14 protein-coding genes are annotated in these 15,703 nt (G+C 59.4%); 7 read left to right on the forward strand and 7 right to left on the reverse strand.

Annotated features, from left to right (window positions below; genetic code table 11):
- Positions 1-23: 23 nt before the first annotated feature.
- Positions 24-1,037, forward strand: a complete 1,014-nt coding sequence (locus tag IDL90_RS05440) for a hypothetical protein (RefSeq protein WP_187994626.1) — start codon at positions 24-26, stop codon at positions 1,035-1,037.
- 214 nt (positions 1,038-1,251) lie between these two features.
- On the opposite strand, the gene IDL90_RS05445 is transcribed toward IDL90_RS05440, so the two are convergent.
- From IDL90_RS05445 to IDL90_RS05455, 3 genes are read right to left on the reverse strand one after another with little or no spacing between them, the layout of a single operon-like run.
- Positions 1,252-3,681 carry a DEAD/DEAH box helicase gene (locus IDL90_RS05445; RefSeq protein WP_187994627.1) on the reverse strand — a complete coding sequence of 810 codons (2,430 nt, stop codon included), beginning with the start codon at positions 3,679-3,681 and terminating at the stop codon, positions 1,252-1,254.
- A complete protein-coding gene (locus IDL90_RS05450; RefSeq protein WP_187994628.1) occupies positions 3,678-4,148 on the reverse strand; it encodes a YbjN domain-containing protein in 471 nt (156 codons plus the stop codon). Before IDL90_RS05450 ends, IDL90_RS05445 begins: the two co-directional genes overlap by 4 nt.
- Complete coding sequence (locus IDL90_RS05455; protein ID WP_187994629.1) at positions 4,141-4,584, reverse strand: hypothetical protein; 444 nt, start codon at positions 4,582-4,584, stop codon at positions 4,141-4,143. Before IDL90_RS05455 ends, IDL90_RS05450 begins: the two co-directional genes overlap by 8 nt.
- A gap of 94 nt (positions 4,585-4,678) precedes the next feature.
- Here IDL90_RS05455 and IDL90_RS11690 point away from each other — a divergent pair, with 94 nt between their 5' ends.
- The 4 genes from IDL90_RS11690 (at position 4,679) to IDL90_RS05475 (ending at position 9,098) form a co-directional block, all read left to right on the forward strand.
- The gene (locus IDL90_RS11690; protein WP_187994630.1) at positions 4,679-5,557 is read left to right on the forward strand and encodes a phosphatase PAP2 family protein; all 879 of its coding nucleotides are present in this window, start codon (positions 4,679-4,681) and stop codon (positions 5,555-5,557) included.
- A gap of 229 nt (positions 5,558-5,786) precedes the next feature.
- Entirely contained in the window at positions 5,787-7,598 is a 1,812-nt protein-coding gene (locus IDL90_RS05465) for a ribonucleoside triphosphate reductase (RefSeq protein ID WP_187994631.1), read from the forward strand.
- A complete protein-coding gene (locus tag IDL90_RS05470; protein WP_187994632.1) occupies positions 7,595-8,308 on the forward strand; it encodes an anaerobic ribonucleoside-triphosphate reductase activating protein in 714 nt (237 codons plus the stop codon). Before IDL90_RS05465 ends, IDL90_RS05470 begins: the two co-directional genes overlap by 4 nt.
- Before the next feature lie 49 nt (positions 8,309-8,357).
- Positions 8,358-9,098: a glutamine amidotransferase-related protein gene (locus IDL90_RS05475; protein WP_187994633.1), complete on the forward strand. Its 741-nt coding sequence runs from the start codon at positions 8,358-8,360 to the stop codon at positions 9,096-9,098.
- A gap of 6 nt (positions 9,099-9,104) precedes the next feature.
- On the opposite strand, the gene IDL90_RS05480 is transcribed toward IDL90_RS05475, so the two are convergent.
- Positions 9,105-10,124 (reverse strand): hypothetical protein, encoded by a 1,020-nt coding sequence (locus IDL90_RS05480; RefSeq protein ID WP_187994634.1) that lies wholly within the window; start codon positions 10,122-10,124, stop codon positions 9,105-9,107.
- Positions 10,125-10,299: 175 nt separating this feature from the next.
- On the opposite strand from IDL90_RS05480, the gene IDL90_RS05485 reads away from it, so the two are divergent.
- Positions 10,300-11,736, forward strand: coding sequence for a uracil-xanthine permease family protein (locus tag IDL90_RS05485; RefSeq protein ID WP_187994635.1), 1,437 nt, complete (start codon positions 10,300-10,302; stop codon positions 11,734-11,736).
- A gap of 839 nt (positions 11,737-12,575) precedes the next feature.
- On the opposite strand, the gene IDL90_RS05490 is transcribed toward IDL90_RS05485, so the two are convergent.
- Both IDL90_RS05490 and IDL90_RS05495 read right to left on the reverse strand, forming a co-directional pair.
- Positions 12,576-13,388: a hypothetical protein gene (locus IDL90_RS05490; protein WP_223175192.1), complete on the reverse strand. Its 813-nt coding sequence runs from the start codon at positions 13,386-13,388 to the stop codon at positions 12,576-12,578.
- Complete coding sequence (locus IDL90_RS05495) at positions 13,385-14,281, reverse strand: ABC transporter ATP-binding protein (protein ID WP_187994636.1); 897 nt, start codon at positions 14,279-14,281, stop codon at positions 13,385-13,387. Before IDL90_RS05495 ends, IDL90_RS05490 begins: the two co-directional genes overlap by 4 nt.
- Before the next feature lie 57 nt (positions 14,282-14,338).
- On the opposite strand from IDL90_RS05495, the gene IDL90_RS05500 reads away from it, so the two are divergent.
- A complete protein-coding gene (locus IDL90_RS05500) occupies positions 14,339-14,932 on the forward strand; it encodes a CDP-alcohol phosphatidyltransferase family protein (protein ID WP_187994637.1) in 594 nt (197 codons plus the stop codon).
- Positions 14,933-14,937: 5 nt separating this feature from the next.
- Here the strand turns inward: IDL90_RS05500 and IDL90_RS05505 are convergent, their stop codons facing one another.
- Complete coding sequence (locus IDL90_RS05505) at positions 14,938-15,702, reverse strand: LytR C-terminal domain-containing protein (RefSeq protein WP_187994638.1); 765 nt, start codon at positions 15,700-15,702, stop codon at positions 14,938-14,940.
- Between the last annotated feature and the right edge of the window lies 1 nt (position 15,703).

The following is a 15,703-nucleotide window of genomic DNA, read 5'->3' on the forward strand; positions in this document are numbered from 1 at the left end:
ACAACAACCAGTAGGGAGACCTGATGAGTGGCATGGACACGCCAGACCTAGAAGTAAGTGGCGACGCAGTGGCGGTGGTGAACGACGAAGTGGAGGTGGCAGAGGACGGAGCGGATGCAGTTGACGTTGAATGTGAAGGACCCGCGCCCTTCTACAGGCGGAGAAAGTTCTGGGTACTTGCCGCGGTGGTGACGGCGTTGGTTGCTGTTGTGATCTTTGGGATTATTGCTGCATTGGGTGCAGTCAAGGAACGGAGTGAGCTGCGGGCTGACGTTGAAGGGGCTTTCGCCGCAGCAGTCACCTCTCACGAAGATGCCCTTCATGAACTGTCAGAGTCACTCTCTAGCGCGAGAACAGCATTGGTGTCTGTGGAGGAGAGCGCTGTTGCGGATCCCTCCACTTTGAGCGATTTATCGGGTGAACTGGAGCGGGCCACTCAGGCTCATGCTGACGCTGAGGACACGACGGTGATTGACATCGAGGGACAGTCGAATGAGGAAGTAGAGGCGTTGACCTCGCGGATATCCAACGAGACTGAGAGTCTTCGGGCGCAAACCGTCGCCCTTGATGCTCTTGTTGCGGCTGTTTATGATTCGGTCGCAGCCAAGAAGGAGGCTGATGAAGAAGCGCGGATTGCCGCAGAGAAGGAAAGGCTTGAAGCTGAGATTGCGCAGAAGAAGAGTGCCGCGCAGCCTATTGGCTACGAGGATCTGTTCAGGGCCGGCGACACGCTGATCGGGCAGTACTTCCGGTTTGAAGGCAAGATCATCCAGACTCTTGGGGCCTCAGGGACAACAAGCGGCTATCGCATCAACATCACAGCAGACCAGGGATACTCCAGGGTCTTCTGGGAAGACACCGTGATGCTCATGGTGTCCGGGGAGACGCCCCAGAAGCTACTTGAGGACGACATTGTTTCGTTCACCGCAGCGTCTGCTGGGTTGACCAGTTACACGAGTGTCTTGGGTGCGACCATCGAACTACCGCTACTGAGTGCAGAAGGTTCTGACCTGCAAGTGACAGGTCGTGACGGGTAACCGCTTGGATGAGGCGACTGCGCCGCATCGGGGAATGGGTCCGCGTTGGTGGTCACATCGGTGCTAACCCAGAGTTTGTTGCGGGGCTGCTGGCTGATGGATGATTGCCGCTAACTTCACTGTTGTGGCGTGAAATCCGGCAAAATAACAGCGAAACGGCGCCACAGGAGTGAAGTTAGCGGATTTGCCCCCGCCGGCCCGGGCGGGGGTGCCGTCAGCGGGTACCCGGGCTGCGCTCTGCCAAGAACGTCAGAAGGGCCAGGGCGCCGCGCTTTGAGAGTGGCTCATTGCGGTTGCCGCACTTTGGTGACTGGATGCAAGAGGGGCACCCGTCCTCGCACGGGCAATCCGCAACAACCTGGGCGGTCATCTTGATCCACTCGGTTGCGTGACGGAATCCGTACTCCGCGTAACCGGCGCCGCCGCGCAGGGCATCGTGGACAAACACGGTCGGGAGGTTCGTTTGGCTGTGTTCCGCAATCGACAGTCCGCCCAGGTCCCAACGGTCACACGTTCCCACCAGGGGCAGCATGCCAATTGCGGCATGTTCGGCTGCGTGTAGCGCCCCGGGCACATCCGGGCCATCAATACCCGCGACGGTGAGCGCCCCGGGCTTCAGCGTGTACCAGGTCGACATGGTTGGCAGGATGCGCTGCGGCAGAGACAGTTCATAGTTGGCAATGAATTCCATATGGGGAAGGCGAAGAAGGTCGTAGTCAGTGACCCGGGAGGAAACCTCGACCTCGCCAACATGCCATTCCACCAAGCCGTCCTCGGACGTCCAAGTACGGGTCTCTTTGAGAATCTTGACATCCGAATGGCGCCCAGTTCGGGTTCGTAGTGGGGTGGAAACGCGCTCCACCACTGCCACACGCTGGGGGCGACGCCCCTCGCCAGGTGCGTTCACTCCAGAGAGTTCGAGGACGTGGAATGTCTTGCCCTGGTGGATGTAGATCGCGTCGGGAAACACCTCAGCGTCAGCCTTGTCCTCGGGGACTGTGCCAATAACGGCCCCAGTTTTGATGTCGACAACCTGGACGTCCCCGCCGCCGCCCCGAATATCGGTGAGGTCGTGAGGGTTTATGGTCAGCGAGTAGTTCCAGTGCCAACCGGTCGGGCGCTTCCACAGGTAACCCTGCTCAGAGAGGGCGTCCAGCAGCGCGGTGCTGGTGAGGCCAAACAGCTGTAGGTCTTCTTCTTGGAGCGGCTTCTCTGCCGCTGCCGCACAGAGGTGGGGTGATAAGACGTAAGGGTTCGTCAGGTCGAGGACGTTCGCTTCCACTTCGGCGAGGGCCTCGTCAGGGTGGTGCACCAGGTAATTATCCAAAGGGTTCTCACCAGCAATGAAAACACTGACACCGCTGCGGCCAGCGCGGCCCGCGCGTCCAACCTGTTGCATAAGTGAGGCGCGGGAACCGGGCCACTCACAGGTGATGGTGGCGTCGAGGCCGGAAATGTCGATACCGAGCTCCAAGGCATTTGTGGTGACAACGGCCTGTAGGACGCCCTCACGCAACTGCTTTTCCAGTTCGCGCCTCTCCTCGGGCAGATACCCGCCACGGTAAGGACTGACCCTGTGAGCCCGTGACGAACCCATCCGCTCCAGGCGATCTTGGGTTTGTGATGCCACGGCCTCGGCCCCGTAACGGGAGAGAACGAATGTCAGCATCCGGGCATCCCGTTCAATGAAAGCTGCAGCCAGGTTAGCTGCCTCAGTCCACGGGCTGATGCGCAGGGCGGGAATGGGGTAAGCGGGCGCATTTTCATCACCCGCGTACTCAAGTTTGGTCTTCTCTGCTGGGCTGAGGGCGGGCTGCCAGAACGCCAGGGTCTTAGGCGCAGCGGGTGACCCGTCGTTGGTAATTGCTGCGACATTGTCTGCGCCGACCATCCGCTGTGCCAGCTCTTCTGGATTGCGCACTGTCGCGGAAAGCATGATGACCTGCGGGTGCGCGCCCAGGCTCCGCGCGATGCGGAGCAGGCGGCGCAGAATCAGCGCCACGTGCGAACCTGTGACACCCCGCCAGTAGTGCAGTTCGTCAACCACGATGTAACGCAGCGAACGCAGGAACCGCGTCCACCTTTCATGGCCGGAAAGCAGAACGTGGTGAACATAGTCGGGGTTGGAAAGGACAACGTCAGCGTGGGCCCGCGCCCACTTCTTCACCTCGGTGGCAGTGTCACCGTCGGCGGCGGAAATGTGTATCGGCTCTGATAAGAGTGCTGCCGCCTTGTTGAGGGATTCCAACTGGTCGGCACCCAAAGCCTTGGTGGGGGCCAGGTAGAGGGCTGAAGGCCTGCTGCGGTAGCCCGCAAGCGACGTGTCGCCAGCAGTGTCCATGAGGTCGGAGAGGATTGGCACCCAAGCAGGCAACGACTTGCCAGATCCTGTGCCCGTCGCGATAACAACGTGCTTTCCGGCATGGAGCTGGCGGAGAGCCTCTTCCTGGTGGGACCACAGAGAGCTGGCGCCACCGGCGCTGTATGCGCTGACGACTTCCGGGTGAATGAAGTCGGGCCACGGCGCCCGGGATGCGCTTCGGCCGGGGATCTCTTCAATGTGGAGCAGCCTCTGGTCACGCGCTCCGGCAGTGCGGAGGTAGTCGACCAGGGAGGAGGGTTGGCAAGAGGAAGCGTCGCTCACTGGTCGATTTGCATCTGCTCATATGCCCATTGCACGTAGTCGATCGCTTGCGCACAACACGGTATTGCATGGGCAACTTCTTCATCGAGCTGCAAGTCCGAGAGCCCGTGGCGGCAGTGGATAACCATGTCTGCGACAACGGTGAACGAATCATCCTTCTTGCGATCAACGTAAGCGGTTGGAAAGTGGCGGAACCTATTCCAAGAGTTCACGGCCCGAAACAGGCTGCGGGCAGAGCTCTGTGGGTTCGGATCCCAGTTTGACCGAACAGAAAGGTAGTCGCGGCGCCCAAAAAAGGAAATGCTATAGGTCCTGTCACCGACCTGCACCGTACCGCCCTCGTCCGCAACACCGCTGAGGTCGGGTTGCGGCTGAAGTTTTGCGAGTGCTGCCTTCACTCGGGACATCGACACGGGGTACGGGTCTTCCTTGCCTTCGGGCGCGGAGTGCAGCGTCGTCTCAGTCATCGTCTCTCACCCCCGCCTGTGCGATTGCGGATCCCTCAAATTCTTGGAAGAAAGAGGTGAGGACCAGGAAGGCATGTTCTAAGAAGTCATTGAACTGGGCTTCACTCAAACCCGATGTAATGAGACGACTTGTCTCAGCCCCCACGGTGTACTTCCCGGGCGTCTCAAAAGCCTCGATGTATGCCTTTGGGAAGGCGCGATTCCGGTTGGACATGGTGACGAAGTGGCCCAGTTGGACCAGGTCCTCATCTGCGGTGTAAGTCCTAGTGGAGGTGCCTTTGAAACAAAGAATCTTCCCGCCCTCGACCGTCCCGCACACAACGTGGGTGGCTTGCACCTGCTGCCACAGGCCGGAGCCAACCTCTTGGAAAGGCATGTGTAGAGAGTCGAATGCGCCCCGAATCCGTTGCATACTTACTGGACGTGGTGTTGGCATTCTTCCCCCTTCCCATTTCGTCAGTCACACCACACTAACGCTATTGGGTGGAAGATTCAGTAGGTAGCGAACAGTAAATGGTTGGGAGATTGAGGTGTCGGATCAGAGCCGGGAGCAGTACATCGCTACCTTTGCTCGACGCGTACTGCGCTTTCGCGTCCTCGGAGTAGTCGCGGCGGTGGTGTCCGTTGTCGCGCTCGCGTACCTCTCGCTTTTCACGGTCACAGGGCAGTGGCTGGACACCCTGATCATGTACTCATTCCAGGCGCACATGCCGTTCCAAGACGTGGCGCGGACAGTTCTGCACACACTGGCTTCCATACCTGCACTTTTGCTGTTCGCGCTGATCCTGATAGTCACGGTGTTGTTGAGGAAGCGGTTTGCCCTGTTGGTGCGCATCGTTGCTCTGCTTGTTGTGTCGAACGGTGCGACGCAGATGCTCAAGTACCTTTTGGTTCGACCCGACATGGAAGTGGGTCATTCTCTGGCGAACTCGTTCCCATCCGGTCACGTCACCCTGGCCACCTCCGTGGGTCTGGCTCTGATTGCCGCGGTTCCGCAGAGGTGGAAGTCAGTTGCGGGTGGGGTTGCGTGGGTGGCGATCGCATTCGTTGGGGTGACGGTGCTTTCTTTGGGGTGGCATCGCCTCAGTGACGTACTGGCCGGGATCCTGGTTGCAACGGCAGTGGCGCTGTTGGTTGTGCCGTCGGAGTGGCGACCGTTCAACGACCACTTCCGAGGGCGTTCTCCTGCTGTCTTGGCGTGGGTGGCCCTGGTGGTTTCTGCCATTGGCGTGGCGCTGATGGCATGGGGGTCGAGGACGGAAATAGGCCAACCGGTTAGTGCGATGCAGATCACAGAGCTGGCTGTCATGGTGCAGCCGGGAGTGTTTCTTGCCGTGTTTTCAACAGTTCTTATCTTTGCGGTTTCGTCCCTGAGTGTGCTTGGTGTGGACCACCTGGCAGGAAATTAGGGTTGCAGACCAAGGTCCTAGGAGCTTTCGGAATTAGTGTGCCCACTTTTGGGCAAAAACACGATATGTAGTGTCTCCCTGCGTGTCGTACACTATATGTAGTGGTGTAGCGTTAGTTTGGGTTCTGGCAGAGGGCCGGGATTTAGCCCAAAACTTCCACAAAGAGATCATTCTGTAGCGACCTCGCGTGTGCTTTACGCGGATTGTGTCCACTGAAAAGGAGCCGACTATGGCAGGCACCAATGTTGATGCACTGACAACGATTGATGAGTACTTGGGGCGTTCCGACTGGCGCGTCAACGCCAACGCCAACCAGGGATACTCGCTGGGGGGAATGATCCTCAACGTGGCGGGGAAGATGATTGCCAACTACTGGCTAGAGAAGTGCTACCAGCCTGAAGCTTCTGTCGCGCACCGCAGCGGGGCGTTGCACATCCATGACCTCGACATGTTTTCTGGCTACTGTGCCGGTTGGTCCCTGCGTCGACTTCTGGAAGAAGGCTTCAACGGCGTTCCCGGCGCTATCGCGTCATGCCCGCCGAAGCACTTCTCCTCAGCCTCAGGGCAGATCGTCAACTTCCTGGGCACCCTGCAGAATGAGTGGGCAGGTGCGCAGGCATTCTCCTCCTTCGACACCTACATGGCGCCCTTCGTTCGACTGGACTCCATGACGTACGAAGAGATCCGCCAGAATATGCAGGAACTGATCTTCAACCTCAACGTTCCAAGCCGGTGGGGAAGCCAGTGTCCGTTCACCAACCTGACGTTTGACTGGACTTGCCCGAGCGACCTCGTCGACGAACACCCGCTGATCGGCGGGGAAGTTTGCGACTTCACATACGGTGACCTGCAGGTCGAAATGGACCTGATCAACCAGGCCTTCATGGATGTCATGCAGCAGGGAGATAGCGAAGGGCGAATCTTCACCTTCCCAATCCCCACCTACAACATCACCAAAGATTTCGAATGGGACAGCCCCAACGCCGATCGGCTCTTCGCGATGACGGCCAAGTACGGACTGCCCTACTTCCAGAACTTCATCAACTCCGACCTCGACCCCGGAATGATTCGTTCGATGTGCTGCAGACTGCAGCTAGACCTGCGCGAACTGCTGAAGCGGGGTAACGGTCTGTTCGGATCCGCTGAACTCACCGGGTCAATCGGGGTTGTCACCATCAACCTGGCGCGGCTGGGGTACGAATACAAGGGGGACGAGGGCGGATTTATCGCGGAACTTGACCGCCTCATCGACATTGGTGCCGCAACACTGGAAACCAAACGTGAAGTCATTCAGGAGCAGATGGACGGGGGGCTTTTCCCCTTTACCCGCCACTACCTGGGCACGCTCGACAACCACTTCTCAACACTCGGTGTCAACGGGATGAATGAGGCGATCCGCAACTTCACGAACGACCTCGACGACATCACGACCCCGGCGGGGCACGCGTTCGCGGTCCGCGTCCTCGACCACGTTCGCGAGCGCATGGTGGAACTGCAAGAGTCCACGGGACACATGTACAACCTTGAGGCCACGCCAGCTGAGGGCACCACCTACCGCTTCGCAAAGGAAGACCGCAAGCAGTACCCCGACATCATCCAGGCGGGGACATACGACCAGCCCTACTACACCAACTCCTCCCAGTTGCCCGTTGGCTACACAGATGACCCGTTCCAGGCGCTGATGGAGCAGGAAGAGCTGCAAGGGAAGTACACAGGCGGCACCGTCCTCCACCTCTACATGGGTGAACGCATGACAAGTGGCGAGGCCTGCAAGGAAATGGTGCGCCGCTCACTGACGGCCTTCCGGCTGCCCTACATCACGATCACACCGACATTCTCGATCTGCCCGCGCCACGGATACCTCGAGGGCGAACAGCCCACCTGCCCGAAGTGCGCCACCCAGTTCCCCGACCGGGAACCCCAAGAATGTGAGGTGTGGACGCGGGTCATGGGGTACTTCCGTCCCGTCTCCTCATTCAATATCGGCAAGAAAGGCGAACACGCCGAACGTGTTCCCTTCAAGGAGGTCGCCTTCGCTTGAGCGAACTCAACATCGCCGGATTCGTCCCCTTCTCAACGGTCGACTGGCCGGGAAAGCTCGTTGCGGTCGTGTTCCTCCAGGGGTGCCCCTGGAGGTGCCCGTACTGCCACAATGCGGAAATCCTTGATCCACGGGCCAGTGGCTCTGTTGAGTGGGGGGACGTCCTCGACATTCTCGACTCTCGCGTTGGGCTCCTTGATGGGGTTGCTTTTTCAGGGGGAGAGGCGCTCATGCAGGCGTCCTCCGGCGCGCTTGCGGATGCCCTCAGGCAGGTGCGAGGACGGGGGTTCCTCACGGGACTTCACGCGGGAGGTGCCTATCCGAGGGCGCTTCAGACCCTGTTGGAGGAGGGTCTGCTTGACTGGGTCGGCCTCGACATCAAAGCGTTGCCGGAAGACTACCCGCTGGCGACCGGGCGTGGGGGTGGTGACAAGGCTGAAGAGTCGCTGGCCGTCCTCGTCAAACATGGGGAAGTTGACCACGAAGTTCGCTTGACACTGTGGCCGGGATTGGCACCCGGGGGTGACTTGGTCGGATACGGGCAGCAGGTGGCGGCATGGGCGCGGGAGCGGGGGACGAGGACGTTTGCCCTGCAACGCTACCGTTATCCCGCATCTACTCCACACGCTCTTCCCGAGGTCGGATGGATGGATGAAGAGGCGCGCGGCAGGCTCGGGGAGCTTGGTTTCGACACCTTGATCATCCGCTGATAGCCGGTTGTCGGGTGGTGGGTGCTGGATCGCGGCTAAGCTGGCTTTTATGAAGCCATTTCTGTTGGTCTCCACCCGTGGGGAAGAAGAAGCCCTTGATAGCGAATACCAGGCCTACCTGCGCGCGTCTGGACTGGAACGCGACGAGCTGCAGTTAGCTGAGTTTGACCTGTTGGGTCTGCCACCAATCGAGCCGAAAGACTACGCCGGTGTGTTCGTTGCGGGCTCGCCCTACGGAGGGGCATCTGACGACCTCTACGTCTCGCAAACCCAACAGGATGTGCGCGCTGAACTGAGTGATCTCTTCACCCAGCTCCTAGAGGCTGGCACCCCTCTCTTGGCAACAGGCACCGCAATGACGGTTCTTGGTGAAGTCCTTGGCGCAACCGTATCTGCGACCAACGCCGAGTTTGCCGAATTAGTCGATATTGAACTCACTGACGAGGGAAAGAAGGACCCGGTTCTTTCTGAATCCCCGGCCGTGTTCATTGCCTACGCCAATCACAGTGAGGCGATTGATGAGTTGCCTGAAGGGTCAGTGAGATTGGCGCGCTCACTCTACGCTCCGATTCAGATCGTCCGCCATGGTGAGAACGTCTATGCGACCCAGTTCAACCCGGAACTAGATGCGGGCCTGATCTCAAGCAAGGCGCAAGCCTTCGAGGATGCGGGAGATACGGGTTTTGGTGACGTTGAGGCCCTGGTTGCCGCAGGTCGATACACGTCGGGAACCCACGCTGCCGCCTCGGTGATCAAAGGCTTTGCACGGCACTTCAAGGAAGGCGCCTAAGGGCTGCTAGTTCCAGGGGAAGTTGTTCGGGTCGATCGGACCTGTCAGTGAAATCTGATAGCCGTCGCGCGCAATTCCGAATCCAACCCCGGAAACCATGTTCCAGCAGGCTATTCCAGACTCCGTCGATCGGCAGGCAAAAGTCTCGTAGGTCGCGTAGTCCCCGTACGCCAGGCTTGTTGCTCCCGACCCTGAGACCTGCGCGGCACTACAGTCCAGATCCGCAGTCGCGCGAGTTGCTGTGAGGGATGTCGGCCCAGCCCCACATGATGGCAAAGCAGGGTCGGCAAAGGCGTGGGCATTGATGGTGCACGTTACGCCCTCGGAACCGAGCTTGCAGGCAATGTTTCCGCTGGGTGACACAAAATGGTCGCTCACCAACGCTGTGTCTGGAGCAGGATATGCGATAATTTCATCCGCGTCCTCCGCAGCGCTATCCTGCGAGTTGTCGACTGCTTCATCCTGCGAATCTGGAGCATCCCCCTGATCTTCTGGGGAGGCTGCGGCAGTGGAGTCAGACTGGCCAGCACCGTCAGCGGGGTCAGATTGATTGCCACCCCCAAAAAGCAGCGCCATAAGGGTTACGGCTATGACAGCCAAGAGGACACCCACAATGATCAGTGGCGTCCTGTTTGGATTTGCTGCCTGCTGGGCGATGCCAAGTTCCCCAGTTTGAGTTGATGGTTGTGACGGCTCAGCCACGGGTTCGGCAGTCTGCATGGGTTCAGAGGCGAACGGGCGAGCCGATGCTGCCGCAGTCGGGAGTGACGCTTCGTCACTACGCCCCATCACAGAAACCCGTCGAGGGCCCCCGGGTGAAGAACTGGTTGCAGCAGTTCGTTGTGCCAATGCCACGTTGATCGCTGGATCGTTAAGATCTGCCAGCCACTTCACCAACGCGGGGTATGTGGCGGGATTCATGGCGATCAGAGGACGCAACTTCGGGTAGCTGTTGGCTAGCTCTTGGAGGCGCGTCGGAGTTGTACTCGGGCTTGCGGCCTCGGCTTCCAGCTCTTCGCGCGACATCTCAACTCCAAATTAGGAAATAGCCTGGTCCATAATCACCCAATTCTGGGCAATTCCGCAATCCTGGTCGGCATGTGATGAGGCACAGAACTAGGACAGGGACTATCGAATATGGTGGTATTCCGGCCGGTGTGGCTGCGGATAGATCCGCACAAACGACTGATCGGAGCATTTGATGGTTGCTAAGAAACCCCTCTTCAAGTGGCAGCTTCATGGTGATGGAGCAAAAGTTGGGCCGGGAGAGGTCGTTCTTCCACACGAGCGGCTCTCATGGGGGCGAACCACCGGCATTGGCATGCAGCACGTTGTCGCCATGTTCGGCGCCACGTTCCTAGTTCCCCTTCTGACAGGGTTCCCACCCAATACGACACTGTTCTTCACGGCCATTGGTACGATCCTCTTCTTCCTGATCACCTCGGGCCGTATTCCCTCATACCTCGGGTCTTCTTTCGCCCTGATAGCGCCGATCTTGGCGGTCAGCTCCAGCCTGGGAGCCAACTACGCGCAGGGTGGCATCATTGCAACCGGTGCCACGCTCGCCCTGGTTGGGGTCGTGGTTCATTTCGCTGGCGCACGGTGGATTGACGTCGTCATGCCCCCGGTGGTCACTGGCGCTATCGTCGCACTGATCGGGTTCAACCTGGCTCCTGCCGCGTGGAACTGGGTCAAAGAAGGCGCATTGACCGCGGTCATCACCATCGTGTCAATCATCCTCATCACAGTTCTCTTCAAAGGGATCATAGGTCGCCTTTCGATCCTCTTTGGCGTCCTCATCGGTTACGGGGCCGCCCTCCTGCAGAACCAGGTTGACTTTTCAGCGATTGGTGAGGCGGCTTGGATTGGACTGCCGCACTTCACGGCGCCGGCGTTCGACCCGTCAACCCTGGGTCTATTTGTCCCGGTTGTGTTCGTGTTGATTGCAGAGAACGTGGGGCACGTGAAGTCCGTAGCAGCGATGACTGGGGAGAATCTTGACGACATGACCGGGCGCGCCCTGTTTGCAGACGGCATTTCCACGATGCTGGCTGGCTCAGGTGGTGGCTCTGGGACAACAACCTACGCGGAAAACATCGGGGTTATGGCCGCAACCCGCGTCTACTCTTCCGCCGCATACTTGATCGCCGCGTTTACCGCCCTCGCTCTGTCAATGATGCCTAAGTTCGGAGCGATCATTGCAACCATTCCCCCGGGCGTCCTCGGCGGTGCGGCAACCGTCCTCTACGGAATGATCGGCCTGTTGGGTGTGCGCATTTGGGTGCAGAACCAGGTTGACTTTTCGAACCCGGTCAATCTGAACACGGCAGCTGTCGCCCTGATCATCGGTATTGCGAACTTCACCTGGGCGCCAGGTGGGCTGGTGTTTGAGGGGATCGCACTCGGCTCCTTCTCGGCGATCTTGATCTACCAGGTGATGAACTGGATTTCCAAGGTCCGCGGAACGAACCTGGAGGCCGCGACACCTGCTTCCGCGCCCTCGGGGACCGAACTGGAGTCTGTTGCTTACGCTAAGCGGCGTCGGTCGCCACGCCCAGATGCTGTTCCCGACGGCCTCGACGGGGTGCTACCCGAGGACGACATCCAACACATGTGGGATGGGGAACCTCAGAAGTAGGCTGCGCGGTTGGTTCGAAGAGACCCGGCCCGGCCCAGCCCCGTTTGGTGCGGGCCGTCGCCGGCCCCCGGCCCACTGGCTCCGGCCCCCGGCCCCCAGCCCACCCTAAGGTTGCCGGTATCACATAAGGTTGCCCGTTTCTTGCGAGTTTTCGGGCAACCTTACGCGACGGCGGCAACCCTAGATGCGCACCGCGGACGGCCAGACTATCTGGAGTCGGTGAATTGTCGTTGGCTTGTTGTTAAGGTTGGTGCCGGCGCTACCCCGTGTCATAAGGGAGCGAGTTACGCCTTACGGAGCGAGTTTGGCTTGCATAACAATGTCATTTCGGGGCAAATGGGGCCAAACTCGCTCCGTAAGGCGTAACTCGCTCCGTATGGCGCAGCATTCAAGGTTCTCAATCTCCCAACCCAAACTCACAGGCAGTCCGACACGCATTGCCGCGTCACTAAATGTATATGTGGGGGCGAGATGATCGCTTGGGGTACGTACCCCAGGGGCACTCCCGTTCCCCACATATGCATTTCACGAAACTGCAGGCGGGCGAGGGGTGTACGTGATGGTGGGCGGCGGGATTCGGGCTGACGTACCTGATGGTGGGCGGCGGGATTCGGGCGGCCGCTGGCTGTAGAGGCGAGAGGGACGCCCGCAGCCCGGTGCATGGAGGGCCGTTGAGCCATAGCGAGCCAGCCAAGCCATAGCGAGCCGACTAGGCTTACATAACGGTGTGATCCAGGGTGAACTGGGCCTAGCGGGCTCGGTATGGCCGGGCGGGCTCGGTATGGCCGGGCGGGCTCGCCATGGCCTAGCGGGCTCCGTATGACCGCGCCCCGGAGTGCCTACGAAACGTCAGCACGCCAGCGAGTCAACCACGCCGCGACGACCACCACCACTCCATACCCTGCCATGACCAGACCGCCCTGCCACCAAAGTAGCGTTTGCCCGGCACCGCCCACGGTGATCTCGGAATAAATGCTTGACCCGACAAATGCATCAGACGCAGACCCAGGGAGGAACTTGGTGACCTGAGAGATGGTGTCGTTGAATCCCCCAGCCATGCGGGCCAGCGGCTCGATGAACTGGGTGAAGACCAAAACCACCACGATCGCACCGGCCTGGGAACGAATCAGCGCACCCAAACCAACGCCAACCACAGCCCACAAACCCATTGCAATGACTGAACGCAAGAACATCATCCAGGTTTCGCCTTCTGCGAGGCCCGTCGACATCCCCTGACCCATGAAGAAAAAGACACTGGCGAGGACGGCACTGAGTAGCGCTGCAACCCCGTATAGCAGGCCCAGCGTGCCCTGAACCGCAACCTTCGCAGTTAGGACCGGGCCGCGTTGTCCCACGGAAATAAACGTGGGTGTGATCGTGTTGTGGCGGTATTCAGCGGTAACCGAAAGTGCGCCGATCAGCACGGGGAACACATAACCCATTGCGGTTCCCAAAGAGTAGACCATTGTTGTCAGGCCAGTGCCCTCGAGCGGCATGTCTCCGGATGGACCGAACAGGGAACTGGTGAGCAGTGCCATGAGGGCCGCCGTGAAACCAATGTAGAGCACCATGACAAGGCCCAAGACCCACCACGATCTTGTCGTGAAGACCTTCAACCATTCCGCTCTTACTGCATCCATGAAGCGACTCATCGCGCACCCCCCACCATTGACAGGAACAGTGCCTCGAGGCCGGTAGTCTCTTCGCTCAAGTGACTCAGTGGTATGCCGGTAACGAGGGCGATGTTACCGACATCGCGCGCGTTGGCTCCAGCGATCCGCAACGGACTTCCAGGGTGATCTGCGACCGGCAAATTGGCGACAGTTAGAGCGTGCATCAACTGCTCCCTCTGGGGGGAATCAACCAGAACCACAGTGCCACCAGCCTGCTCCAAAGCATGCACGCCACCGGCGGTAACCAGTTTCCCGCGGTTGATGATGACAATGTCATCTGCCATTTGCTGGACTTCGCTGAGAAGGTGTGAAGAGAGGAAGACGGTGCGGCCCTCATCAGCCTGACTCCGCAGGAAGGTGCGCAGCCAAGAAATCCCCTCAGGATCGAGACCATTCGCAGGCTCGTCAAGGATCAGCACCGAAGGATCGCCAAGAAGAGCGGTTGCAAGTCCCAGCCGTTGCCGCATCCCCAGTGAGTAGCCACCGACCCTCCGGTCTGCATCAGTACTGAGGCCGACAAGCTCAAGCAGGGCCGGGATTCGTGCAACGCTGAGACCACTGCCAGCAGCCATCACCCGCAGATGGTCCCCAGCCGTCCGACCTGGATGGAAGGCGTCCGAGGAGAGGTGTGCCCCGACCTCGTGCATTGGCCGTGGTATCTGGCTGTAGGTAGACCCATCAAATGTCGCCGAACCCGAGCTGGGGCGAACCAGATTGAGGAGGATCTGCAACGTTGTCGTCTTCCCCGCACCATTGGGCCCCAAGAAGCCTGTCACCCTACCCGGGAGGACAGCAAAAGACAGGTCAGACACCGCTGCAATGGAGCCGTAATTCTTCGATAGGTGGTCGATGTGGATCGTGTGTCCTTGCATAGGCCTTCCCCGGGGGATAATGGGACTTCGAATAGTGTCCAGCTTACAGAGGGGATAATGGCCACAGGTAGGAACCCATCGCCGGATCCGATGGAGAAGGTATGGACGATTCCCAACATTCTTTCTTATTTGAGAATTGTTGTGTTCATGCCATTGTCTCTGGCCCTAATAGTCTCCGGCCATTACGCATGGTCCCTGGTCGCCCTCTTCCTTCTGGGAAGTTCCGATTGGTTAGACGGATACCTTGCGCGAAGACTCAACCAGCGCAGCCGCCTTGGGGAAGAACTGGATCCCATTGCGGATCGTGCCTCAATCCTTCTCACGTCGCTCACCATGGTTTTCACGGGGATTCTTCCCTGGGAAGTATTCGCCCTCATCGCAGTCGTGGATGTAACACTCGCGGGCATAGCACTGGTCCTCTTCAAGGGGTACCCGAACTCCCACGTCAACATCTTCGGAAAAGTTAGGACGGCGCTTCTCCTTGTCGGCCTGCCGATGCTCCTCTTTGCGGAAGCTCTTCACAGTCCGGGCTGGAGGGTTGCAGCATTGGTCGTGGTGTGGGTGGGGGTGGGCATCCACTGGGTTGCTGGCGCAACCTACGTGCAGCAAATGGTGCAGTCCTGGCGTTCCACCCGGACCAACAAGCGGTAGAGAGACTAGCCTTCGCCCTCGTCAGTCCCTTCTTCGACGGACGTTTGGTCTTCGCCCGAAGCGCCTGAAGCACCCGACTGGCCCGACTGGCCCGACTGGCCGGACTCGGGAACCTCCCAGCCGTCGGCAGGTTCTGCTACTGGCAAGCAACCGGAAAGAGGAACCAGAGGTCCTTTGCTCTCAAGCAGCGTTGCACGTTCCTCTGGCGGAACAAGAGTAGTGAACTGGTTCCCAAGAAGGATTGTCAGGGAAAGATCCTCCGACGAGTTCAGAATGATCCGCACATCCCCTGGGAAGTATCTGGCGATGGTGTAGGCCGCATCAACTCCACGCGGCCCTGCCTCAATCCGCGCCACGCCGTGGTATTGGGCGGCGTTGTCCGTGCCAGCAATGGTGTAGCCAAGTTCCTCAAGACTTGCGCCGACTGAACCAGCCAGTCCCGGAGTTGAGGTTGTATTCAGAATCCTCAGTGAGACCCCGGCTGGGTTTTCAGCACGGGCTCCCGCAGTTGGGCATGGAATATCACCTGGTTCTGCAAAGACTTCTTCCTTGGAGAAGTCGCCACCAAAGGGAACTGGGAGGGCGCCGTTGACGCCGAGAAACCCCAGTAGGAAGAGTGCTATCACGCCAATGATGGCCGACCCAAATACAACTGTTTGGCTTCGGGCGCGCGCACGGCGAAACTCAGTCCGAGGGCTTGAGTAGTAGCCTTCCGTCGGACCGGTTGTGAGGCGGTTCGGGTTCTCTGGTGGCGGTGGTGCTGAAGTCACG

The sequence above is a fragment of the Schaalia sp. JY-X159 genome (genome assembly GCF_014525425.1).
In the GTDB taxonomy this organism is placed as follows: Bacteria; Actinomycetota; Actinomycetes; order Actinomycetales; family Actinomycetaceae; genus Scrofimicrobium.

Bases quoted from the DNA above. Each gene is read 5' to 3' on its own strand.
- IDL90_RS05455 (WP_187994629.1), bottom strand. From the start codon at position 4,584: ATGCCAACACCACGTCCAGTAAGTATGCAACGGATTCGGGGCGCATTC.
- IDL90_RS05490 (WP_223175192.1), bottom strand. From the start codon at position 13,388: ATGAGTCGCTTCATGGATGCAGTAAGAGCGGAATGGTTGAAGGTCTTC.
- IDL90_RS05500 (WP_187994637.1), top strand. From the start codon at position 14,339: ATGGCCACAGGTAGGAACCCATCGCCGGATCCGATGGAGAAGGTATGG.
- IDL90_RS05495 (WP_187994636.1), bottom strand. From the start codon at position 14,281: ATGCAAGGACACACGATCCACATCGACCACCTATCGAAGAATTACGGC.
- IDL90_RS05485 (WP_187994635.1), top strand. From the start codon at position 10,300: ATGGTTGCTAAGAAACCCCTCTTCAAGTGGCAGCTTCATGGTGATGGA.
- IDL90_RS05475 (WP_187994633.1), top strand. From the start codon at position 8,358: ATGAAGCCATTTCTGTTGGTCTCCACCCGTGGGGAAGAAGAAGCCCTT.
- IDL90_RS05450 (WP_187994628.1), bottom strand. From the start codon at position 4,148: ATGACTGAGACGACGCTGCACTCCGCGCCCGAAGGCAAGGAAGACCCG.
- IDL90_RS05440 (WP_187994626.1), top strand. From the start codon at position 24: ATGAGTGGCATGGACACGCCAGACCTAGAAGTAAGTGGCGACGCAGTG.
- IDL90_RS05465 (WP_187994631.1), top strand. From the start codon at position 5,787: ATGGCAGGCACCAATGTTGATGCACTGACAACGATTGATGAGTACTTG.
- IDL90_RS05480 (WP_187994634.1), bottom strand. From the start codon at position 10,124: ATGTCGCGCGAAGAGCTGGAAGCCGAGGCCGCAAGCCCGAGTACAACT.